16 protein-coding genes and 1 pseudogene are annotated in these 22,009 nt (G+C 38.9%); 10 read left to right on the top strand and 7 right to left on the bottom strand.

From position 1 onward, the window contains the following. The first annotated feature begins 401 nt into the window (after nucleotides 1-401). Both VB797_RS04485 and cphA read left to right on the top strand, forming a co-directional pair. On the top strand, nucleotides 402-1,265 hold the full coding sequence (locus VB797_RS04485) for a cyanophycinase (RefSeq protein ID WP_323236441.1): 864 nt from the start codon (nucleotides 402-404) through the stop codon (nucleotides 1,263-1,265). A gap of 369 nt (nucleotides 1,266-1,634) precedes the next feature. Continuing rightward, entirely contained in the window at nucleotides 1,635-4,334 is a 2,700-nt protein-coding gene (gene cphA, locus VB797_RS04480; RefSeq protein WP_323236440.1) for a cyanophycin synthetase, read from the top strand. Between the two features lie 87 nt (nucleotides 4,335-4,421). On the opposite strand, the gene VB797_RS04475 is transcribed toward cphA, so the two are convergent. Then, nucleotides 4,422-4,601, bottom strand: coding sequence for a TatA/E family twin arginine-targeting protein translocase (locus VB797_RS04475; RefSeq protein WP_323236439.1), 180 nt, complete (start codon nucleotides 4,599-4,601; stop codon nucleotides 4,422-4,424). Between the two features lie 278 nt (nucleotides 4,602-4,879). Between VB797_RS04475 and VB797_RS04470 the strand changes: the two genes are divergently transcribed. After that, a complete protein-coding gene (locus VB797_RS04470) occupies nucleotides 4,880-5,311 on the top strand; it encodes a helix-turn-helix domain-containing protein (RefSeq protein ID WP_323236438.1) in 432 nt (143 codons plus the stop codon). Between the two features lie 63 nt (nucleotides 5,312-5,374). Here the strand turns inward: VB797_RS04470 and VB797_RS04465 are convergent, their stop codons facing one another. Then, nucleotides 5,375-6,874: a serine/threonine-protein kinase gene (locus tag VB797_RS04465; protein ID WP_323236437.1), complete on the bottom strand. Its 1,500-nt coding sequence runs from the start codon at nucleotides 6,872-6,874 to the stop codon at nucleotides 5,375-5,377. Between the two features lie 136 nt (nucleotides 6,875-7,010). Between VB797_RS04465 and VB797_RS04460 the strand changes: the two are divergent. Then, nucleotides 7,011-7,500, top strand: a pseudogene (locus tag VB797_RS04460) (precorrin-6B methylase). A 141-nt stretch (nucleotides 7,501-7,641) separates the two neighbouring features. Then, nucleotides 7,642-8,526, top strand: a complete 885-nt coding sequence (locus VB797_RS04455) for a phosphatidate cytidylyltransferase (RefSeq protein WP_323236436.1) — start codon at nucleotides 7,642-7,644, stop codon at nucleotides 8,524-8,526. Between the two features lie 76 nt (nucleotides 8,527-8,602). Here VB797_RS04455 and VB797_RS04450 read toward each other — a convergent pair whose 3' ends face one another. Next, nucleotides 8,603-9,295: a DUF2993 domain-containing protein gene (locus VB797_RS04450; protein WP_323236435.1), complete on the bottom strand. Its 693-nt coding sequence runs from the start codon at nucleotides 9,293-9,295 to the stop codon at nucleotides 8,603-8,605. Between the two features lie 150 nt (nucleotides 9,296-9,445). Between VB797_RS04450 and VB797_RS04445 the strand changes: the two genes are divergently transcribed. Next, nucleotides 9,446-10,204 carry a pseudouridine synthase gene (locus tag VB797_RS04445; RefSeq protein WP_323236434.1) on the top strand — a complete coding sequence of 253 codons (759 nt, stop codon included), beginning with the start codon at nucleotides 9,446-9,448 and terminating at the stop codon, nucleotides 10,202-10,204. 32 nt (nucleotides 10,205-10,236) lie between these two features. Next, complete coding sequence (locus tag VB797_RS04440; RefSeq protein ID WP_323236433.1) at nucleotides 10,237-11,013, top strand: helix-turn-helix domain-containing protein; 777 nt, start codon at nucleotides 10,237-10,239, stop codon at nucleotides 11,011-11,013. Nucleotides 11,014-11,504: 491 nt separating this feature from the next. Here the strand turns inward: VB797_RS04440 and malQ are convergent, their stop codons facing one another. After that, nucleotides 11,505-13,016 (bottom strand): 4-alpha-glucanotransferase, encoded by a 1,512-nt coding sequence (gene malQ / locus VB797_RS04435; RefSeq protein ID WP_323236432.1) that lies wholly within the window; start codon nucleotides 13,014-13,016, stop codon nucleotides 11,505-11,507. A 201-nt stretch (nucleotides 13,017-13,217) separates the two neighbouring features. Between malQ and VB797_RS04430 the strand changes: the two genes are divergently transcribed. Together VB797_RS04430 and VB797_RS04425 are read left to right on the top strand one after the other, a co-directional pair. Next, nucleotides 13,218-13,661: an NUDIX hydrolase gene (locus VB797_RS04430; protein WP_323236431.1), complete on the top strand. Its 444-nt coding sequence runs from the start codon at nucleotides 13,218-13,220 to the stop codon at nucleotides 13,659-13,661. A 311-nt stretch (nucleotides 13,662-13,972) separates the two neighbouring features. Beyond that, complete coding sequence (locus tag VB797_RS04425) at nucleotides 13,973-15,187, top strand: Rid family detoxifying hydrolase (RefSeq protein ID WP_416350837.1); 1,215 nt, start codon at nucleotides 13,973-13,975, stop codon at nucleotides 15,185-15,187. A gap of 145 nt (nucleotides 15,188-15,332) precedes the next feature. Here the strand turns inward: VB797_RS04425 and VB797_RS04420 are convergent, their stop codons facing one another. Beyond that, on the bottom strand, nucleotides 15,333-17,042 hold the full coding sequence (locus tag VB797_RS04420; protein ID WP_323236429.1) for an ATP-binding protein: 1,710 nt from the start codon (nucleotides 17,040-17,042) through the stop codon (nucleotides 15,333-15,335). Between the two features lie 440 nt (nucleotides 17,043-17,482). Here VB797_RS04420 and VB797_RS04415 point away from each other — a divergent pair, with 440 nt between their 5' ends. Next, nucleotides 17,483-17,959: an MEKHLA domain-containing protein gene (locus tag VB797_RS04415; protein ID WP_323236428.1), complete on the top strand. Its 477-nt coding sequence runs from the start codon at nucleotides 17,483-17,485 to the stop codon at nucleotides 17,957-17,959. Here VB797_RS04415 and VB797_RS04410 read toward each other — a convergent pair. Together VB797_RS04410 and VB797_RS04405 are read right to left on the bottom strand one after the other, a co-directional pair. Beyond that, nucleotides 17,956-19,971, bottom strand: a complete 2,016-nt coding sequence (locus VB797_RS04410) for an NAD-binding protein (RefSeq protein WP_323236427.1) — start codon at nucleotides 19,969-19,971, stop codon at nucleotides 17,956-17,958. The genes VB797_RS04415 and VB797_RS04410 overlap by 4 nt on opposite strands. A gap of 721 nt (nucleotides 19,972-20,692) precedes the next feature. Next, nucleotides 20,693-21,796 (bottom strand): tetratricopeptide repeat protein, encoded by a 1,104-nt coding sequence (locus VB797_RS04405; protein ID WP_323236426.1) that lies wholly within the window; start codon nucleotides 21,794-21,796, stop codon nucleotides 20,693-20,695. Nucleotides 21,797-22,009: the final 213 nt, after the last annotated feature.

Below are 22,009 nucleotides of genomic sequence, written 5' to 3'. Positions count from 1 at the left end.
TTTATGTTTAAATATTGTCACATCTAACTTTAAATTAAAATTCTAACCAAGTTAACAACATGCTCGGGATGCATCCTGTATTGCCACACAATTACTTTTAGATCGGTACTCGATCCCAAACACTTTGCCTCGGCGGGTGCAGGAAAGAAAAAAATGAATTGTGAAATATACTCTGCGCTGGCTTGATAAGATGACAAGGGGCGTTATGTCTCCGGGACGCTGCTGACGATGAGGCTTTAAATAAAAAGCACGAGCCGTACAACGAAAGTTAGAGCCTCGCAATTGCCATAAACCTTCAACGGTAGGACATTAAAACATACTTAAAATGTCCCCATTATCATACTTTTGCGAACTGTCCGCGAAGTAAAACTCACCTTCCGGTTGTTGACAGGAGAAAAACAATGCGGCAACTAAAAGCTAAATGGCTGGAAATGACCACACCCCAAGCAACTAAAACCGCCGTTCTGGTTATTGGAGGCGCAGAAGACAAAGTTCACGGACGAGAAATTCTGCGGACTTTTTTAGACCGTGCTGGTGCAAAAGATGCCCATATTACTATAATTCCCTCTGCTTCTCGGGAACCGAGTATTATCGGCGCTCGCTACGTAAATATTTTTGAAGAAATGGGAGTAAAAAAAGTTGAAATTTTAGATATTCGAGAACGCGACCACGCTCACGACCGTTATTACAAAGAATCCCTCGAACAATGTACCGGAGTTTTTTTGACTGGAGGAGACCAATTACGCCTTTGTGGTGTGCTGGCTGATACACCAGTAATGGATATTATCCGAGCAAGAGTGAAAACGGGAGAATTAACCTTGGCGGGTACCAGCGCTGGTGCTGCGGTTATGGGACATCATATGATTGCTGGAGGCGGTAGTGGGGAATCTCCCAACCGTTCCTTAGTAGACATGGCAACCGGCTTGGGATTTATTCCAGAGTTGATTGTTGACCAGCATTTTCACAACCGCAATCGTATAGGACGTTTAATGAGTGCCATAGCTTCTCATCCTGATCGCTTAGGTATAGGCATTGACGAAGATACTTGTGCCATGTTTGAAAAAGATGGTTGGCTCGAAGTTATGGGCAAAGGAGCGGTGACAATTATCGATTCAAGCGAACTAACTCATACCAACGAACCTCGTGTTGGAGCGACAGAACCTCTTAGCCTGCACAACTTACGAGTACATATTCTCGGTCATGGCGATCGCTACCATCTTTACGGGCGTACCGTGTTGCCATCTGTGGGGCGAATATCGAGCTGAACGAAAAAATTTTAGATTTTAGATTTTGGATTGGATATGAATGGTTTGGAGCAAAAACGTTTGAACTCGGTCATAAATTTAAATACGTCCGAAAAACAAGCGTTATGACCGGATATCGGGTAACGTGGCTTCATTAATTTCAGTATTTTCAACAATCTAAAATCGTAAATCCAAAATCCAAAATTGAGTGACGGGAATACGTATGTGTGGTTACACTGGGTTGACCGCGATATTTGACGGTTGCGGCAAGTAAGTCACAACAAATTGATTACGATGTAAGAATAAAAAACTGTTATCCAAAAACAGTTATGCGGTCAATTCCAGTAAGAAACTATAAATTTGGTTCCGAATCTCCATCTACCCTTAATCATGAGAATCCTCAAGATCCAGACTTTACGCGGCCCAAACTACTGGAGCATTCGACGCCACAAATTAATCGTCATGCGCCTCGATTTAGAAAACCTCGCCGAGACACCTTCTAATGAAATCCCCGGTTTTTACGAAGGATTGGTAGAAGCGTTACCAACTTTAGAAGGACATTACTGTTCCCCTGGCTGTCGTGGTGGTTTTCTGATGCGCGTGCGAGAAGGCACTATGATTGGTCATATTGTTGAACACGTAGCGCTAGAACTTCAGGAATTATCTGGAATGCGGGCGGGTTTCGGTCGCACCCGCGAAACTTCAACTCCAGGAATTTATCAAGTAGTTTTCGAGTATTTAAATGAAGAAGCCGGACGTTACGCTGCAAGGGCTGCGGTACGGTTATGTCAAAGCATTGTCGATCGAGGTCGCTATCCCAAGGCTGAGTTAGAGCAAGATTTGCAGGATATCAAAGACCACTGGCGTGATGCTTCTTTGGGTCCTTCTACAGAATCAATCGTTGACGAAGCCACAAGAAGAGGTATCCCCTGGATGCCTTTGGGTTCGAGATATTTGATTCAACTCGGTTATGGAGTCCAGCAAAAGCGCATTCAAGCCACAATGACAGCTAATACCGGCATTTTAGGCGTAGAACTTGCTTGTGATAAAGAAGCTACCAAACGCATTCTTGAAGCTTCTGGTGTCCCAGTACCCAGAGGTATGACAATCAATTTTTTCGATGAGTTGGAAGACGCAGTTAATCATATTGGCGGCTATCCTATCGTCATCAAGCCCCTCGATGGCAACCACGGACGCGGTATTACTATTGATATCAGAAACCGGGAAGAAGCTGAAGCCGCCTATGATGTTGCCAGAGCCGTTTCTCGCTCGGTAATTGTTGAGAAATATTATGTCGGACGCGACCATCGCGTATTAGTCGTGGATGGTAAAGTTGTTGCAGTCGCCGAGCGCGTACCGGCTCATGTAGTGGGGAACGGTAAATCTACTGTTGCCGAACTACTTGAAGAAACCAACAATGACCCAAATCGCGGCGACGGTCACGATAACGTTCTAACTCGGATTGTGTTAGACCGTAACAGTTATGAGCTAATGGAAAGACAAGGCTATACCCTTGATAGCGTTTTAAATAAAAATGAAATTTGTTATTTACGAGCAACGGCGAATTTATCTACAGGCGGTATAGCTGTAGACCGTACCGATGAAATTCATCCAGAAAATGCTTGGTTGGCTCAACGGATAGTTAAAATCATTGGCTTGGATATTGCCGGAATTGATATTGTTACCACCGATATTACTCGTCCGTTGCGAGAAGTTGATGCCGTCGTTGTTGAGGTGAATGCCGCTCCGGGATTCCGGATGCACGTTGCTCCTAGTAAGGGGATTCCCCGCAATGTCGCCTCGGCTGTGATGGATATGCTATTCCCGAATGATAAAACTCATCGCGTCCCCGTGCTTAGTATTACCGGAACTAACGGTAAAACTACTACTACTAGGTTGCTTGCTCATATTTTTAAACAAACGGGTAAGGTCATCGGGTATACGACCACAGATGGAACTTATATCGGAGAATACTTAGTAGAAGCGGGAGATAACACCGGACCCCAAAGCGCTCAATTAATATTACAAGACCCGACAGTAGAAGTTGCCGTGTTGGAAACAGCGCGGGGAGGTATCCTGCGTTCGGGATTAGCTTTTGAAGCGACTAATGTAGGTGTGGTATTAAATGTAGCTGCCGACCATTTGGGATTAGGCGATATTGATACTATTGACCAACTGTCGCATTTGAAGAGTGTAGTTGCAGAAGCAGTATATCCCGACGGTTATGCAGTTTTAAACGCCGACGATCGACGAGTTGCCGCAATGGCGGAAAGAACAAAAGCCAATATTGCTTACTTCACCATGAATCCGGAATCGGAACTAGTCAAGGGGCATATCCAAAAAGGTGGAGTGGCGGCGATTTATGAAAATGGCTTTTTGTCAATATTAAAAGGAGATTGGACTCATCGCATAGAAAAAGTCGATAATATCCCTTTGACAATGGGCGGACGTGCGCCGTTTATGATTGCTAACGCTTTAGCAGCATCTTTAGCTGCTTTCGTGCAGAACGTTTCTATAGAAGAAATTCGAGCAGGTTTAAATACTTTCCGGGCTTCGGTGAATCAAACACCCGGACGGATGAATTTATTTAACTTGGGTAAACATCACGCTTTGATCGATTATGCTCACAACCCGGCTTCTTATGAAGCATTGGGGCAATTCGTGCGTAACTGGACATCCGGACAGCGTATCGGTGTAATTGGGGGACCTGGCGATCGCCGCGATGAAGATTTTGTGATGTTGGGTAAATTAGCTTCTTCGATTTTCGAGTGCATCATCATTAAGGAAGATGACGACACGCGAGGCAGACAACGAGGTTCTGCTGCGGATTTAATTACTCAAGGTATTAGGGAAGCAAACCCCAATTGCCTGCATGAAACAGTTTTAGACGAAAGCGAAGCAATTAATAAAGCTTTGGATTTAGCAACCGATGATAGTTTGGTGGTAATTTTACCAGAAAGCGTTAATCGTGCAATTAAATTAATTAAAGCTAGGGGTGTAATAGAAGAAGAAAACCCTCCAATGTACGATAGCGCCACTCCTAAAGATAAACAAGTAGGAGAAATATCTTCAGTGTTAAATTCTTTATGAAAAGTTAGGGATGATGAGTAAAGAGTTATGGATTGCGTCGAAACGCTTTATTAATAACTTTTTACCCATCATGTTTATTTATAGGTATTATTGCTGTTCTTCGTTATTTTCGCGATCGCTTTCATTGCGATTATCTTTAAGTTCTTCCTTAAAACCCCGCAGAGTCTTTCCCAACGCGCTCCCTAATTCGGGAATTTTTTTTGGTCCAAAAATCAAAATCGCCACAACCACAATTACAGCCATTTCCGGAAAACCCAATCCAAACATAGCGCCTCTTTAAATCAAGATTCTTTTATCTATAGTAGAGTGCGAGTGTAGATGCAGGGGAGAAGAATTAACTAGGTGATCTTAGAAGATATTGGGAGCGATCGCCATAACTTGGGATATGGAAAGCAACAATCCCGATGATTATCACAATCGCCAATTATTTATTCAAACTTTAGCTGATAAAAGAATTTTAGAAGATCGGAGATTGTAAGTTAATTATTTTGCTGGGATATGCCAATTGTTATATGCTGAAACTATAGCGCTATAGTTTTTAGTGGATGATGGTTGGAACAACAGAAGCTGCAAAATTACTCAAAATTTGTACTCAACGAGTACGACGATTACTCAAAGAAGGCAGAATCAAAGGAGCGAGAAAAGATGGTCGATTTTGGAAGATTCCTTTATTTAATGGAAAACCCAAAGTTACAAAAGGTCGTAGAGGTCCGAAGCCTAATTGGCGAAAGCGGATTTCAAAGGCATTAACTCGCATTTGCGTGAACCAGCACACTATCAGAAGTAATAGTAAGCATGGTACGAATAAGCCTGTAGTTAGGGTTGAATCAGGAAAAAGCACTCGTTATTATCACGATATTGAAATAATTGGAAATTGTCGGGTCGTTTATCGTCCGAACAATCCCCTCACTTGCGGTGCGAAGGTTTGGATGGAAGTGGAATCGGATGGGATGGTTATTTGTTTGCAAGAAACGTAATCCTAACCATAGAACAATATCGTCCGAACACCCAATAGCGATCGCCAATGCTGCTGTCTTTGCTCAATCTAAATTCACGGGTAAGTTCAACCAATCGCTCAACTCCGCAGCTAACCATTTGAGTTCGGATTCGTTCGCGATCGCACCACCATCTTGAAGTTTATATTTGCGTACTCCTGTACTAATAATTAATTGAGCGAGAACCTGAGTTTTTTCTCCGTTCGCATCTTTGACGAAGTGTTTGGGAATATAAGTTAATTTATGAATATCTCTTTTATGTGATGCAGCAGGACGTTGATATTTAAATCCAAATATTTCGTAAAATTTAGCAATTCGCTCTTTGTTTATAGATAATCGAATCTTTCCCCATAAAGAAAAGATAAAACTGTAGGTGAGCAGTAAACCAGAACCCCAAAATGGTAGAGAAAGAATCGCAAATAGTAAATTGATCGGGAAAACACCGCTATTAACAGCACCAACCGTCCATAGTAAAGTTAGTGAATTCCAAGCAGTTGTAAACAGACCCAAAAATATCAGCGATGGATGAAAACCAATTGGTGGAATCAATATTTCTAAATTATCTTCGCTTTTATGAAGTGTAATTCTGCTTCCAGATGGTTGGTTAAGGTTAATTCCGTTAGGATTAGATTTATTTTGCAAGCTGTTGACTAACAACTCCTGATTTTTGGGAATCCAATTTTGACCATCCCAAGACCAATCACCTCGTTTAGAAAAGGAATTTAAAAAATAATTTGGATTTAATTTTGGCTGCTGTAATGCAGTTAATGCTTGAGTAGCAGATGATAGACGCTTTTCTAAAGTGGGTTCGGTAATAGCTTTTAACCAATTAGTAAATTCATGGCTCAAAGAAGTAAAATGCTCAAACTCAATCCGTCCATCTTTTTGAGGTAAATCTGCTGGATGAATACCCGTTACCAAATAAATTAACGTCGCACCCAAACTGTAAATATCCGAAGCTGGTACAGCGCGATCGCCAAACTGTTCGAGAGCCATATATCCATAGGTTCCCACCACGGTGCGGGTGCCAAATTCTCTGACAGCAGCGTTTTGTACCGACCCAAAGTCAATTAAATGCACTTCTCCAACATAATTCCCAGACCGATTTCCTAATAAAACATTACTCGGCTTAATGTCGCGGTGAATTACGGGTGGAATCTTAGAATGTAAATAAATTAAAATATCTAACAGCTTGGTTGCGATTTGTTTTACTTCCGATTCCGTAAAAGTACGTCCAGATTTGATCGATTCTTCTAAAGTTGGTGCCGGAATATAAATTTGTACTAAAGCAAATCCAGATAATGTTTCGACTTCAAAATAATCGATATAGCTTGGAATCGAGGTATGTGATAAATTTTGTAAAGTCCGAGCTTCCCGTTCAAACAACTTGAGGTCATCCCATTGAAAATCGTTGTCAAAAGAAAGTAACTTAATTACAGCTAGCTCAAGAGTGTGTAAATCTCGGACTAAAAAAGTTTTTCGCCCATTTTTTTTCCCCAACAGAGAAAGTATGTGGTAGCGATTAGCCAATACTTCACCAATCATCTGGATGCACCTCCGCTTGAGCTTTAATAATCATTTTCGCTATAAACGGCTTTTCTCGCCAAATTTTTACAGCATCAAACAAGTTATTATCAGTAGTCAAAGAAAATTATTTATATTTTATTATGACGAATAAACCGTGGTCTTAGCGGGAATACCCTTGAGTCAGCGAGAAATCCGATCATTACTAATTTCCCAACTGCGACTGCAACCAGAAGATGTACTATGGAATATTGGTGCGGGTACAGGTACAATTGCCAGCGTTTTGGAGTAGAAAACCTAATTGAAGTACCAAGCTATGCATTGTCAATTAAACTCGCAAAAAGCATTCCTCCCGCCGCCTCCATAGGGGTAGGACGGGGGACTCCTGCCAGTTGATGTTGAAGGAGGACGCTTTGTTACGGAAATCCTACAAACAGTGTGGAAGTACTTGCCTTATCATGGTCGAATGGTAGCAACATCTGCTAATGTGGAAAGTCTGTATGCTATTCCCCAAAGCTTCCCCATGCAAGCGAGAAACGTTGAAGTTGTGCAATAGAGCGGTTAATCGTCTCTAAACACGGGGTTTTAGCCAAATCTTCACTGCCCTAAACCCAATTTTTATCCTCACCGGCGAAAAATTAGATTGATTGGGAATTGAGAAATGTTCTAACAATTGTTGCTACTCATGTATTTGTAAAATCTGGTGCAGGAAATGGGGGGAAGAACATTTACACCACCTTTAAGCAAAATCTAAAATCCAAAATCTAAAATCTAAAATTCTATTGTCTATGTCTTTGTCTCGGATTTTAAGTGGAATTATTGCGATCGCTCTAGCTTTAGGTGCCACTATGCTGGGAGGATGGTATTTCACATTTTTATATGTCATCATCATCTTTTTAGGGCAGCGAGAATATTTTAATTTAGTACGAGCCAAAGGCATAGCTCCAGCAGCGAAGATTACAATGGTTGTCAGCCAAGTTTTGCTCGTAATTTGTACACTAAATAGCAATTTAGCTGACGCTGTAATGCCTGTAGCCGGTACATTTATTTGCTTTTATCTGTTGTTTCAGCCGAAGATGGCATCAATTGCCGATATTTCCGCTTCAATCCTCGGCTTGTTCTATACGGGATATTTGCCTAGCTACTGGGTACGCTTGCGAGCGATCGATACGGCAAATTTCAGCAATATACCTTTAGGAGGTTACATTCCATCTTCCCTTACGGCATTTATCGGGAGAGACAATTTTTCCGCTTTACCATTAGGTTTAGGTGCAACTTTACTTACTTTTATGTGTATCTGGGCTGCCGATATCGGCGCTTATTTCGTAGGTAAATATTTTGGTAAAACACCTTTATCTGGTATTAGTCCGAAGAAAACTGTAGAGGGAGCAATTTTTGGAATTACGGCAAGTATTGTAGTCGGAATTGCAGCAGCTTACTACATTGATTTACCGAAATTTTATCTGACGGGTGCCGCATTAGGTTCGCTCATTGGTATCGCCAGTCTTTTAGGTGACTTAACTGAATCCATGCTCAAACGTGATGCAGGTGTTAAAGACTCAGGAGACCTGATTCCCGGTCATGGAGGAATTCTAGACCGTACCGACAGCTATATTTTTACTGCTCCATTAGTTTATTACTTTATCACCCTGCTATTACCGCTACTGAATTAAAGGGATGGGGAGATAGGCAGAAATTAATTACGAATTATTTTTTATACCCAATTCCCAAATTTAATATTTTTGTTTATTATGGATTCACATTTATCTTTCCTCGGCAAATAATTTTTCCGGGGATAAGTTGTAGTTCTTGAATTTCTACGTCAGACCCTAAGTTAATATATTCCCCGTTATGGCTTTCATGTAGGACTTTTGTATTGCTTGTAACAATTAGGGGTGCAATGATCAACTCATGGTGACTGAGTAATTTTAATCCAAGACAAATATCTAAGGGTTGGGGATTGTTTTCTTCATCTATGATGCCGAAGATTTCAAGTATTCCATCTTTAATCGTGACTTTTTGCCAACTAGTTGACTTGGAAAGTGAACCATATTCTGGTAGAAGTTTAATCAGTACATCATTTAAAGCAGTTGATAGTAATTTACTAGACAAAGAAGCAGATAAGTCAGCTTCAAGTTGATTTAATTCTCCAGATACTGGTACTTTTTCTAACAACCGCAACTGTTGTCCTTTGAGAATAGAACTGATATTAATACGAATATTTTTTGCGAGCAAATTTACAAAAGATAAATGAAGACCTTGGTATACCGCGCTTTGTGCAACAATAGATACGGATGGTATGCTGCCAGAAATGATTTGGCGATCGCCACCAATAATCTCGACTTGAAGTTGCTCAACGTGACTTACTTGTGTTCTTAGCCACAATTTGATTGCTGCGGTTAGAACGTTTGTAATCAATCTAAACTTATTTTTTTTCAGCATTTGGTCGCTAGAAGCATAGTGAGGTTAATTGAAAATTGATAATTGAATGAATAAACAATTATTAACTGTATCAAAACAGCTTTTCAATTACAAAATATCAATACTATATTTTTATTTAAGTGTGAACTGATGGGATATCAGTAAATATACATGGAGGCTCGGGTACAAAAAATTATTTCACAATGGGGTATTGCCTCACGTCGTCAAGCGGAAGAAATGATTAAACTTGAACGGGTGAGGGTAAATGGTGTATTAGCACACTTAGGGCAGAAAGTAGACCCCGAAACAGACAATATTACCGTTGATGGGAAAACAATTTCTGCTTCAAAGCGTCCGGTGTTAATTTATTTGTTAATGAATAAACCGCGTGGGGTAGTTTCTACTTGTTACGATCCCCAAGCAAGACCAACTGTATTAGATTTACTACCAGAAGAACTGCGTTCCGGTACAGGTATTCACCCAGTTGGTCGTTTAGATGCTGACTCTACGGGAGCATTGATATTAACAAATGATGGAGACTTAACGTTTAGACTTACCCATCCACGTCATAACATCCCTAAAACGTATCGCGTTTTAGTTAAAGGACATCCACCTCAACAAACTTTGCAGATGTGGCGGGAGGGTGTTTTTTTAGACAACCGAAAAACCCGGGCTGCTCAAGTGCAGTTAATCGAAAAATTAGCAGAACAAAGCGAACTAGAAATCATTCTTAAGGAGGGAAGAAACCGCCAAATTCGCCGTGTAGCCCAAAAACTGGGGTATCCGGTAATTGAATTACATCGCATGGCTATTGGTCAGTTACAACTGCAATTACCCAAAGAAGAATATTTATCGTCAGGTAGTTTTCGCTACCTAACAGATGAGGAAGTTCTCTATTTACACAAAGAATTACAAAAAATCCCCGATTAATGATTCAGCTGGTTTAAGGAGCGTAAAAAAAGATGAAGTGGTTTAAAAACAAAGAAAAAGCAATAGTAAATCCTACAGCTTCGCTAGAAGAGCAAAGAACAGAAAAGTTAACCCAAATGGGCGCACAATTGAAAGCTACACGGGAACAATATGGTTTTTCGTTGGAACAAGTGGTAATGCATACCAGGATTCCCCGACGGCTAGTAAAGGGTATAGAGGAAGCCAATTTTGAGGATTTACCAGAACCAGTCTATATTAAAAGTTTGGTTCGTCAATATGCTGATGCTTTAGGTTTCAACGGAGTTGAATTTACTAGTACATTTCCTGTTGGTACAAACAAAGTTGTTCTCAAACCCGTTTGGAAAAATCCCTCATTTGCTCAATTACGTCCCATCCATCTTTATTTACTATACGTATTCTTAATTTTAGGTGCTGTGAGTGGCTTATCTAATTGGTTGAGTGATGCGACAATCGCAACTGATACTCAATCGCAGCAGAAGCCAGATATATCCGCTAACAACCCCAAATCCGAATCGATCGCTAAAATAGATACCATTAATCAAGATAAAAAAGAAGTTCAAGTGGGAGTGACTTTAAAAGAATCCTCTTGGATTCAAGTAATAGCTGACGGTAAAACAACTTTCGAGGGTAACTTAGAGCAAGGAAGCAAACGTACTTGGAAAGCTCAAAAAGAACTTACCGTCAAAGCAGGTAACGCTGGAGGAGTTTTGGTCAGCGTTAACCACCAAGAAGCTAAAGAAATGGGTAAACCTGGAAAAGCCGAACAACTTAGAATTGCGTTGAATTAAGTTAGGAGTGAGGAGTTGAAAAAAGTATAGGGAGCAAAGGAAACATAGATAGATAATTTTTCCTTACTTTTAATTACTCTTAACTTCTAACTTAAATTTTGCACCAGTTGCAATAACCGCTTTGGAATAAATTCCCCCCGCTCAAAGTCAAAGTCTGATAAATCAGACTAGTAGTCTGTCACATTAATTTTGAGGGGTCATGTATTCGTAGTGGGAGCGTCTCGCTCCGTGGTGGTAACGAGCGAGCGGGACGCTTGCGCTTCCCTGCGGGAACACCTTGCGGTGAACGCGCACACTTCGTGAGTCTGCGCTTACGCACACGCACTACGTTAACCCCTCATAACTTATGCGGTTAACCACTAAGTAAGGCTTTTAGTACGTTTTAAAATACTTTGTTTATTAGCCGTATCAATTGATTTCAAGGCAAGAATTCGGGGTTAACGAGAATGGTGCAAGATCTAAGTTAATTCTTAATTCCTAACTCCTAACTTCTAACTCTTTATTGGCGATCGCCCGAAAAATTCGACAAAGTATTTCATCCGTTGGGATAATTCGGAATTCATCGCTTCATGTCGATAACGCCATTCCCAGTTACCTTCTCCTTTACTAGGAATGTTCATTCTGGCATTAGCACCCAATCCTAAAATATCCTGTAAGGGAAAAATTGCGACATTTGCAACGGAAGCCATCGCTAAACGAATCATATCCCAATGTACGCCGTCGGGACTTATAGAACCCAAATAGAAAGATAAATTGCGTTTTTCATCATCAGTGGCGCTTTCATACCAACCGACAGTAGTATTATTATCGTGAGTCCCCGTATAAATGACACAATTATTCTCTTGAACATTGAAAGGTAAATAAGGATTGCTGGCATCTCCACCAAAAGCAAATAGCAAAACCTTCATACCGGGAAATTCAAACTTATCGCGTAATGCTTCTACTTCTGGGGTGATAGTTCCTAAGTCTTCAGCTAATACAGGTAAAGTCCCAAGCTGTTTTTTAATAGCTTCAAATAACTTATCACCAGGAGCTTCAATCCACTCGCCATTTTCCGCAGTTTCTTCACCCAAAGGTACAGCCCAAAAAGATTCAAATCCCCGAAAATGGTCAATACGAATAATATCTACATAATCGAGCATCGCTTCAAAACGCTTTACCCACCACTTAAAATTTTGCTTTTCCAACTGCTTCCAATCGTAAACTGGATTACCCCACAATTGACCAGTAGCGCTAAAGTAATCTGGTGGTACACCAGCCATTAACGCAGCTTCTCCAGTTTCTTTATCCAAACAAAAATTTTCCGGATTTCCCCATACATCAGCGCTATCGTGAGCTACATAAATCGGAATATCGCCGATAATTTTGACACCGCATTCATTCGCGTATTGTCTTAAATCCGACCATTGATTATGAAATTCAAACTGAAGAAACTTGTGATAAAAAACTTCGTCTTCTAATTCTTTTTTCGCCTTTTCTATGGCTTCAGGTTTGCGTTTGGCAATATCTTCATCCCAACTATTCCAGCTTGCGCCGTTAGTACTGTGTTTGAGCGCCATAAATAAGCTATAATCATCCAGCCAATAAGCCTTGGAACTGGAAAATTCTTCAAAGGCTTGTTGCTGTTCCTGAGTTATATTCGCTTTGAAATTAGAGCAAGCTTTTTTCAACAAAGGAATTTTAGTTGATTCTACCTGCTGATAATCCACATTATCCAGCGGGAATTCAGGTAAGTTAGCAAAATCGTCATCAGAAAGTAAACCGCGATCGCGCAATTTCTCCGGACTAATCAACAGCGGATTACCCGCTAAAGCCGAATAGCACATATAAGGAGAATTACCAAAACCAGTCGGACCTAAAGGTAGAATTTGCCAATAATGTTGAGAACTATCTTTGAGAAAATCAATAAAACGGTAAGCTTCATTCCCCAAATCCCCAATACCAAAACGACTGGGAAAACTAGTAGGATGAAGTAAAATACCGCTGCTTCTAGGAAAAGACATAAAGAATCCTGACTATAGAAAAAGCATATCCAATCGAATTTATCACAATGTTAGTTGTTAAAAATAGGGCATGGGTCAAAGGTTAGAGGTTAAAGGTTAGAGGTTAAAGGTTAAAGGTGTAATAACTCCTTCCCTCTCTCCCCCCTCTCCAAGCTTCTAACTCTTTTAATCCAAAATCCAAAATTTAAAATCTAAAATTTCATGACTTATCGCAATCCGGCTCCGACAGTAGATATCATCATCGAGTTAATTGATAAACCACATCGACCAATAGTATTAATCGAACGCCATAACGAACCTCTCGGTTGGGCTATTCCTGGAGGTTTTGTGGATTATGGGGAAGCTGTGGAAACCGCAGCCAGAAGGGAAGCTTTGGAAGAAATCGGTTTAGAAGTAGAGTTAATCGAGCAGTTTCACGTATATTCAGATCCCAAACGCGATCCACGCAAGCATACGATAAGTATTGTGTTTATTGCTACCGCTAAAGGTGAACCGCAAGCGGGTGATGATGCTAAAGATGCAGCGGTTTTTGAATCTTGGAACGTTCCTGGTAACTTATGTTTTGACCACGATCGCATTTTGCAAGATTATTGGCGATATCGGCATTATGGGATAAGACCAAGGGCTTGGGATTTTAGATTTTAGATTTTGGATTGTTTGTAGCGTATTTTAATTTACCCGGCGGTTAAAACCGCGTCTACACAGGCAAAACCCACCTGCGTGGGTTTAAATATAGGGGTTTGTCCTCGTCATCTCGTTCATCTCGTTCCCAGACTCCGGCTGGGAATGCATTTCAAGAGGCTCCGCCTCTTTTTTTGTCCTCTGGAGGCAGAGCCTCCTAGGATGGGTTCCCAGCCAGAGGCTAGGAACCAGTTATGTATATTTATCTTTTATACAGCTACCTTTAATACAAAATAACGAGATTATACTGGATAAATTGTATTCTAAGGTGCATGATGAACGCTGAAGAATTTTTAAAAAAATATAAAGCAGGCGATCGAAAGTTTAAGAATGTAAATCTGAGAGGATTGGATTTAAAAGGTGCGGATTTGAACGGAATCAATCTAGAATCAGCTGATTTGACTGGATGTGATTTAAGTCAAGTCAATTTAACTAAAGCAAATCTGAATTCTGCAAATTTGAGTAGAGCATCTTTAGTAGAAGCCAATTTAAGCCAAATAGAAGCTTATAATGCAAATTTTACTTTAGCTGAACTTAATGGTGCTGATTTGAGTAAAGCTGAGATGGGCTATGCTGAATTAGCTAACGCGAATTTGGATAATGCTAACCTTAGTAATGCTCAATTAAATGATATGGAGTTTACGAGAACATCATTATTTAAAGCGAATCTTACGGGGGCTAAATTATATAATTCAAGTTTTATTCAAGTAAATTTAGCTGAAACTGATTTAAGTCAAGCTGATTTAAGCGACGCATCATTTAAAAATACTAATCTTCAAAAATGTAAACTCAGAGGAGCGGATTTGAAGCAATGCGATTTATCAGGAGTGAATTTAGCTGATGCTGATTTGGTAGGAGTATATCTGAATGATGCAAACCTGACAAAAGCCTGTTTACAAAATGCCAACCTCCAGGGAGCCGATTTACAAAACGCTAACCTCACCAAAGCTAACTTAAATAATGCCAACCTAAAAAAAGCAGATTTAACCAACGCGAATATTTACGGCGCTACATTTGAAAATGCAGACCTAACAGGTGCGATAATGCCAGATGGGGAAATCTATCAGGCACAGATGGAATCTTATTTAATGGTGGAATCTATGACTCGTAAAGTGATTAAAACTGATAACGCACCCGCACCAGTGGGACCTTACAACCAAGCGATCGCCGCATCCGGTCAAATGATTTTTGTTGCGGGACAAATTGCGATCGATCCTAGAGCAGGAAATGTTGTTTACACTGACGATGTAACGAAGCAAACGGAACGGGTAATGTCTAATCTGGAAGCTATTTTAACGGCTGCTGGTGCGACATTTTTAAATGTTGTAAAGACAACCGTATTTTTAAAAGATATGGGTGATTTTGCGGCGGTCAATGCAGTTTACGGCAAATACTTTGATGAAGCATCGGCTCCAGCACGAGCTTGTGTTGAGGTTTCGCGCTTACCAAAGGATGTTTTAGTCGAAATTGAATGTATTGCAATGGTGTAAAATTTAGTTTAGATATTTAATTAAATGTCGTTTTTAAGACATGAAATAGTAACCGTCTTTTTCCGAAATAGGCTTATTCAAAGTTGATTCTATAAGCAAGTAGATTTAACGAATATATTTTTTAGGTGGGTCTTGCTCACCTTTTTTATTTAGAACTTTGCTTCAACCAAGTAAAACGAAACGTACTACCTCGATCTACTTGCGATTCCACGTAAATTTTGCCACCTTCAGTTTCAATTATTTTTTTAACAATAGCTAAACCAATTCCAGTACTGTCAGTTTTATTATTTGATTCAAGAGTTTGGAAGATAGCAAAAATTTTATCGTGATATTGCGGGGGTATTCCCGGACCGTCGTCAGTTACGCTAAATTCATAGAATTGTTCTAAATCTCGAATTGTAATTTCGATTTTTCCATTGGGACGATGATGATGCTTGATCGCATTACTAATCAAGTTAGCGAAAACTTGTTGTAAAAGTATCCTTCTACCTTTGAAAGTGGGCATTTTTGGACTGATGATTATATCAAATTCCGATGATGCTCCTAAAGAATCAATTACTTCATCAAGCAAATCTTTTACAGATATAGCTTTGATCGCGACCTGACTTCTTCCTACCCGCGAGTAATTTAGCAGACTATCGATCAAATTTTGCATATGTCCCAATCGCGATCGCAATATATTAAAATAATTTTGGGTTTCTGGTTCGACTTTTTCCCCCAGATCTTCCTCAATCCAAGTCGATATATTGCCTATTGCTCGCAATGGTGCTTTCAAATCGTGAGAAACTATATAAGCAAATTGGTCAAGTTCTTGATTGCGCTGCTTATATTGATTTGTCATTTCTAACAAACTAGTATTTATTTGTAGCAGACTTTCTTTACTTTCACGTAATGCTGCTTCCGAACGTTTGCGTTCGCTTAATTCTTGCTTAAGTTGATCATATAATTCTGCTTGTTGAATAGCTATACTAACTTGAGTCGCTAACTGTTCGAGTAGTTCGATTTCTATTTGTTGCCATTTTCGGACTGTGGAACAATGATGAGCAATTAATAAACCCCACAAATCTTTATCTAACAAAATTGGTACAACTAAATTGGCTTTCACCTGAAATTCAGCTAACATATCAACGTAACATTGACTGAGTTTTCCGTTATCAAGGTCTGATACAACTCTTACACGTCCTTGTTGATAGCGGTGAATATAACTTTGACCAAAGCAAGGGTCGTACATTTCTTTTAATAATATAGAAATATATTCGGGAGCTACAGATTCACTAATCGCTTTACCGCTCCAATCTTGATTAAAACGAAAAACTACTACGCGGTCGGTTTGCAAAAATCGTCTGACTTCATGTACTGTAGTATCAAGAATTTTATCTAATTCCAGAGACTGACGAATTTGTTGAGTAATTTGCATTACCAAACGTTCGCGCTGGGCTTGCTGTTCAATTTTAGCTTGTAAAGCAGCGGTTTGAATTGCATTATCTACAGCAAATCGTAAGACTTCAGATGTAATTCTTCCCTTAACAAGATAATCTTGCGCTCCTCCTTTGATGGCTTTGACAGCGATCGTTTCATCGCCGTGACCTGTAAGTAGGATAATTGGTAAATCACTTAAATTAGGCTGTGTTTTTAATTCTGCCAGAAGTTCCAAACCATCAAAGTCTGGTAGCATGAAATCCAGTAAAATCGCATCTGGTTTTTGTTTTGATAACTCTAACCCTTCTTCCCCCGTCTCAGCTTCTAAAAGGGTATAGCTATATTTAGTATCTTTCTCAAGGTATCTTCGATAAATCTCTCGGTCTTCTACGCTATCATCTATAACAAGCAGAATACGACGCTGATTTTGCAACATAACTGAATTTCATAACTATTGTCTTTACTCCATGCAAATTGTTGCGTATCTTCAGGTAGCCAATATAATACCCGAAATAGAATTCGGAACTTTAACAATGCAATAGCAGAAGAGTAGAAGACGTGACGCTGACAAGACTTTCATCATATCTTGTCTGTTATAAAATAATTCATTTTAAAAACAAATTTTAGAAGGGGAAAGGCTATGATTAATGTCTCAAGTTCTATATTTGTTTAAAATCATACCTGATGAAAAACGTCAATACTCTTGTGCAAATAATAAATCTTCTAATAAAGTAATTTTTTAGATAAATTATTTATAATACTATAATACATTAAACTTTTTGTAATCAAGAGTATTTACGCATACTTAAGGTAAAAAATGACAGATATCTAAGCATGGAAAGTTTGTTACGCACAAAAATGTGAAGAATTTTGGACATGATTAACGATAATATTCAACCTTGGCAACAAAATAAAATAGTACGTCATAGCCAAATATTAATGTCGAGCTTCGAGTGCTGGACTGGTGGTACCTTAGTGAATTGTCCGGGTTCCCCTGAAGAAGTAGCTCAAACGTTGTTTGAAGCTGAATTTGCCTTGGTATCTCACGGTATAGAAGCCGACCCAATTTTTAATTACGGTAATCGCAAAGCTTTGCAACTATGGGAGCTTGACTGGGAAGATTTTACTTCGATGGCTTCACGACAATCCGCAGAGGAAATAGTTCAAGAAGAACGCGATCGCCTTTTAGCTGAAACTGCTGCTAAAGGTTTTAGCCATTTTTCCGGGGTTCGCATTTCTAGCAGCAGCAAGCGTTTTTACATAGAAGACGGTACGATCTGGAACCTTTTAGACGAAGAAAATAAATATTTTGGTCAAGCTGCTATCTATTCTAATTACAAATTTCTCGATTAATTTTCGACCAAAGTAGCATCAACACCATACTTTTTCAGCTTTCTTAATAACAATTGTCCTTGATGCTTATATATAGGATAATCTAGCGTACCGGGTAAATTATCCATTAATTTTCGCGCCATTTTTCTGTTACAGCCACAAATAAAAGCGATAATTGCGGCTGCTTTGAGTATCACATCTTGCGATGGTGCTTCTTTAACCCTTAATTTACAATCGGGAAGTTGGCGATCGCCGATTTCGATTTTTTGCAGACTATCGAAGTTTGCCAGGATAACAATTCTGTCTCCGGATTCTAAAGGTGATTTATCCCAATAGCTAGGCATAATTTTAGGACGAACTTGCTTGTATGTTTGGTAAAGAATAGGTACGACTTCATACCCATAAGCAATTTCAAACAAGAAACATCCATTTAAAGTATCTCCTGGTTTGATAGTGTATTCTGCAACCAAAATAGTTTGCTCATTCATCCGCAGCATATTACGGATATGTTTCCCAAAAGCGTTACTTACAAAGACTTCTGCGGAAAGTTCGTAATCATTAATAACTTTTGCATAAGGTAAATATTCTTTAATTTCGTTGGTTTTGTAATGGTCAAAAGTGCGAATAATTAAAGTACAATTGGGATTTGCTTTATAAGCTTTTAAACCAATATCAATATTGTCATCTTCATTATCGGTAACAACAACAACACTTTTAGCATTTGCAACATCAATTTTTTGCAGGTTATCAATGAAATTACCAATTAATAACTGCATCTGCGGTAAAACACGACCCTTGACCTTCTTATCGTTGATTGCAAATACTGGCTGTTGCCATTTTTGTAAAAAGTCGGCAATTTTCTCACCCAGACTACTCAAACCAACTACCACAATATGGTTGCGTTTGGGATAAGCAAATAGCTGCTGAAATTTTTCGTTTAACACCCATTGAGTTAACCAAGCTTGCAATACACCCATTAACAGGATACCGCTAAGCATATAGATAAAATTCATCAACCGCTGCAATTCTACAACCTTACTCTCTGCTTCTATATAAACATCATCATATCCCCCCAAAAGCATTACAGCAGAACTATAAAAAGCTTTCCAGAGAGGTAATTTGAATCCAAAAGTTAGAATTACAACACCAATAACAAACAGAATCAGCCAAGTCAAAAATACGATGCGAATAATCGGTTGATTGAGTTGATGTTTAATCCATTCTTTGAAAGCAAGGGCTTTTTTCTCTCGCTTAAATTTGGATAAAAAATCAATAATTTTCTGTTTAAACCCTTTATTTTTCCATTCAGAAGATAAACAATCTGATTCACCATACCAATGAACTAAATTGCGATCAATTTCAATATAAACAACTTCGTCATTAGGATACAAAATTAAATTCGGTTTCCATTTGTGGAATAAAGTCGGAAGCTGTTTTCTCGCGGGAATATGACAGAGTATTCGGCATTCTTTGGTATTAATTTGATGTAGTTGACGATTCCGCCATTTATGATGGGGATGAATTTTAACTTTAAGTACTCCTAACCATTCATCTTCTAATTTAAAAAAACCGCGATTTTCATCTCCTAAAGCACGGGTTGCAAATACTTGTGCAGGCAATTCTGTTGGATCGCAAACTACTACGTTATCAATATTTAACTTACTTTTTTCATGTAAATCCTTTTTTGATGAGCGAATAATCATCCGAGCTTGAGGATTTAGTTTATTTATTTCATCAGCTACTTTTACATTTACTATTTCATCATTTGTAACTATTAATATTGCTCGACATTCTTTGATATTAGCCTTTACTAAAACTTCCGAATCTTGAATATCTCCAACTAAATAATTCTTTTTAATCGAATTCGGGATACCATCAACTTCCCATTTTATCTTTTCTTGTTTATCAATGGCAATTACAGGTACACCAAAATCTTTAAGTAGCTTGATACAATGTTGACCCAAACTACCCAAACCACAAACTATAAAATGCGAGTTCAGAGCCGATTGATTCTGTTGTTCAGATGACGACATTTAGGAAACCTATGTAATTGTAGCTTCTGATAAATAATTAATAGAAATACATATAACTAACGTAGAGACATTGCAGTGCAACATCTTCTTAGATCTAGATTCGCACGAATAATTTAATTAAACGGTATAAATAATTTATAAAAAGAATATTTATTGTTATTAAATGTTAGAAATATAGTCAGCGCACAAAAAATATTATATATAAATAATTTTCAAATATTTGAAGTTTGAGCTACGTAGATTAAATAAAAATTAAATAAAATATTGTCTAATTATAGAGTGATACAAATGACAATTTTATGGTGTTTTTATGCAATGAAAGTAACGTATCCTAAAAATTAGGACTTACGCAACTGGCACATTTTTTTGTAGTAGGGTGCTAGTACACAGACTAATTATCAACCTAGTAATAAGACGGTGAGTGTACGGCACCATCTGAGTCTTGTGACAATCGCGTAAGTCCTGAAAATATCTAAATTTATTTAATAATCAATCCAGATTACAATATCTAAAACATTATATTTGTAGTAATAAAAAATATTCTTAATCATAAATTAAATTAGATTTTATTCAGCCTTTAATAAGTATTAACAGCGAGATGCGATCGCAATATAAAAAAACCCGGCTTTTGGGGAAAACCGAGTTTAATCGTATTGTTATATATATTCTAAAATTCCGAAAACTATGATTTAATTCTCATTGCGATCGCATTGAATCTGGATTACTGAAATCCAAACTCTTCTTGAGTTGTAGCTGGAATTTCCGGTTCGGAAGATGGTGGTTGTGTATTCTCAGGTACTTCTGGGGAAAACTCAACTTCACTATTATCTGAAGGTTGTTCCGCTTCATTATTGCTAGGAATCACCACGGACGACTCAGGAGCAGCTTCAATTGCTGGTTGTTTAGTTTGAGATGAAACAATTTCTTGCATCAACTGCTCAATTACTTGTGTTTGTTCAACATTACCTTGTTTGCGATATTCTTTATGAGCGCGTTTGAGAACTTGCTGAGCTTTCTTAAATTCCCCTTGTTTATAAAAAGCTACTCCCAAATTGTAATAAGCAGAAGGATTATCTGGAACGCGACGAATAGCTTGGATGTAAGTCTCAATCGCTTCGGGAGTTTGACCGCGAACCGCTAGTAAACCACCCAAATTATTGTATGCTGTAATGCTCTGAGGATTTAATATCAACACTTCGCGGTAAGCAGAGATAGCTTTAGCTGTGTCTCCTTGTTCCTGCAAAGCTATTCCCAGATTAAAATAAGCATTGGCATTATCTTTATCTAGATGAATTGATTGCTCGTAAGCGGCGATCGCCTCTTCTTTTCGTCCTTGTTGATACAGAGCTAATCCGAGATTATATTGAGCATTCGCCATTGTCGGTTCAACTACTAATGCTTGACGGTAAGCAGTAATTGCGGCTTCGTTTTGTTCTTGCTTTTGCAGTGCTAAACCCAAATTATAGTAAGCTTCCGCTAAATCTGGATTAAGACGAATTGCTTCTCCATACTCCTGTATAGCTGCATCCAAACGATTTTGCTTTAAAAAAATATTACCTAAATAATTCCGTGCTACACCAAGATTAGAATCGCGACTCAAAGCAGCCCGTAAAGCCGATTCAGCCCCCTGGAAATCGTTACGGTTATAGCGCATAACTCCCTGCTGAAACAAACCAGCAGCTTCCAAATCTTGAGTGACAGCGGTTTGTGCTAAAAGTTTATTTCCAGGTAAGGTGGCAAATCCCACGAACGTAGCACAGGAGTAAAATAGTAAAGGAACACAAGCGCGAATAATCCGCCGCACATTTGCAAATTTTTGAGACATTTTAAGCTTTTCCTGCACTTAATACTGATGCTGTTTAAGTTAGAATGCCCATCATGGAGAGGAAAATTGAAGTTTATTCGATAAATTTTTCAAGAAGCAGTGAGCAGTTAGGAGTTAGGAGTTAGGAGTTAGGAGTGAGGAGTTAGGAGTGAGGAGTTAGGAGTTAGGAGTGAGGAGTTAGGAGTGAGGAGTTAGGAGTTAGGAGTGAGGAGT

The sequence above is a fragment of the Rivularia sp. UHCC 0363 genome (assembly GCF_034931125.1).
Classification (GTDB): domain Bacteria; phylum Cyanobacteriota; class Cyanobacteriia; order Cyanobacteriales; family Nostocaceae; genus Rivularia.
Note: the sequence above shows the minus strand (reverse complement) of the source record. Positions and strands in the feature narration are given on the sequence as shown.

Bases quoted from the DNA above. Each gene is read 5' to 3' on its own strand.
- VB797_RS04485 (WP_323236441.1), top strand. From the start codon at position 402: ATGCGGCAACTAAAAGCTAAATGGCTGGAAATGACCACACCCCAAGCA.
- cphA (WP_323236440.1), top strand. From the start codon at position 1,635: ATGAGAATCCTCAAGATCCAGACTTTACGCGGCCCAAACTACTGGAGC.
- VB797_RS04475 (WP_323236439.1), bottom strand. From the start codon at position 4,601: ATGTTTGGATTGGGTTTTCCGGAAATGGCTGTAATTGTGGTTGTGGCG.
- VB797_RS04470 (WP_323236438.1), top strand. From the start codon at position 4,880: ATGATGGTTGGAACAACAGAAGCTGCAAAATTACTCAAAATTTGTACT.
- VB797_RS04465 (WP_323236437.1), bottom strand. From the start codon at position 6,874: ATGATTGGTGAAGTATTGGCTAATCGCTACCACATACTTTCTCTGTTG.
- VB797_RS04455 (WP_323236436.1), top strand. From the start codon at position 7,642: ATGTCTTTGTCTCGGATTTTAAGTGGAATTATTGCGATCGCTCTAGCT.
- VB797_RS04450 (WP_323236435.1), bottom strand. From the start codon at position 9,295: ATGCTGAAAAAAAATAAGTTTAGATTGATTACAAACGTTCTAACCGCA.
- VB797_RS04445 (WP_323236434.1), top strand. From the start codon at position 9,446: ATGGAGGCTCGGGTACAAAAAATTATTTCACAATGGGGTATTGCCTCA.
- VB797_RS04440 (WP_323236433.1), top strand. From the start codon at position 10,237: ATGAAGTGGTTTAAAAACAAAGAAAAAGCAATAGTAAATCCTACAGCT.
- malQ (WP_323236432.1), bottom strand. From the start codon at position 13,016: ATGTCTTTTCCTAGAAGCAGCGGTATTTTACTTCATCCTACTAGTTTT.
- VB797_RS04430 (WP_323236431.1), top strand. From the start codon at position 13,218: ATGACTTATCGCAATCCGGCTCCGACAGTAGATATCATCATCGAGTTA.
- VB797_RS04425 (WP_416350837.1), top strand. From the start codon at position 13,973: ATGAACGCTGAAGAATTTTTAAAAAAATATAAAGCAGGCGATCGAAAG.
- VB797_RS04420 (WP_323236429.1), bottom strand. From the start codon at position 17,042: ATGTTGCAAAATCAGCGTCGTATTCTGCTTGTTATAGATGATAGCGTA.
- VB797_RS04415 (WP_323236428.1), top strand. From the start codon at position 17,483: ATGATTAACGATAATATTCAACCTTGGCAACAAAATAAAATAGTACGT.
- VB797_RS04410 (WP_323236427.1), bottom strand. From the start codon at position 19,971: ATGTCGTCATCTGAACAACAGAATCAATCGGCTCTGAACTCGCATTTT.
- VB797_RS04405 (WP_323236426.1), bottom strand. From the start codon at position 21,796: ATGTCTCAAAAATTTGCAAATGTGCGGCGGATTATTCGCGCTTGTGTT.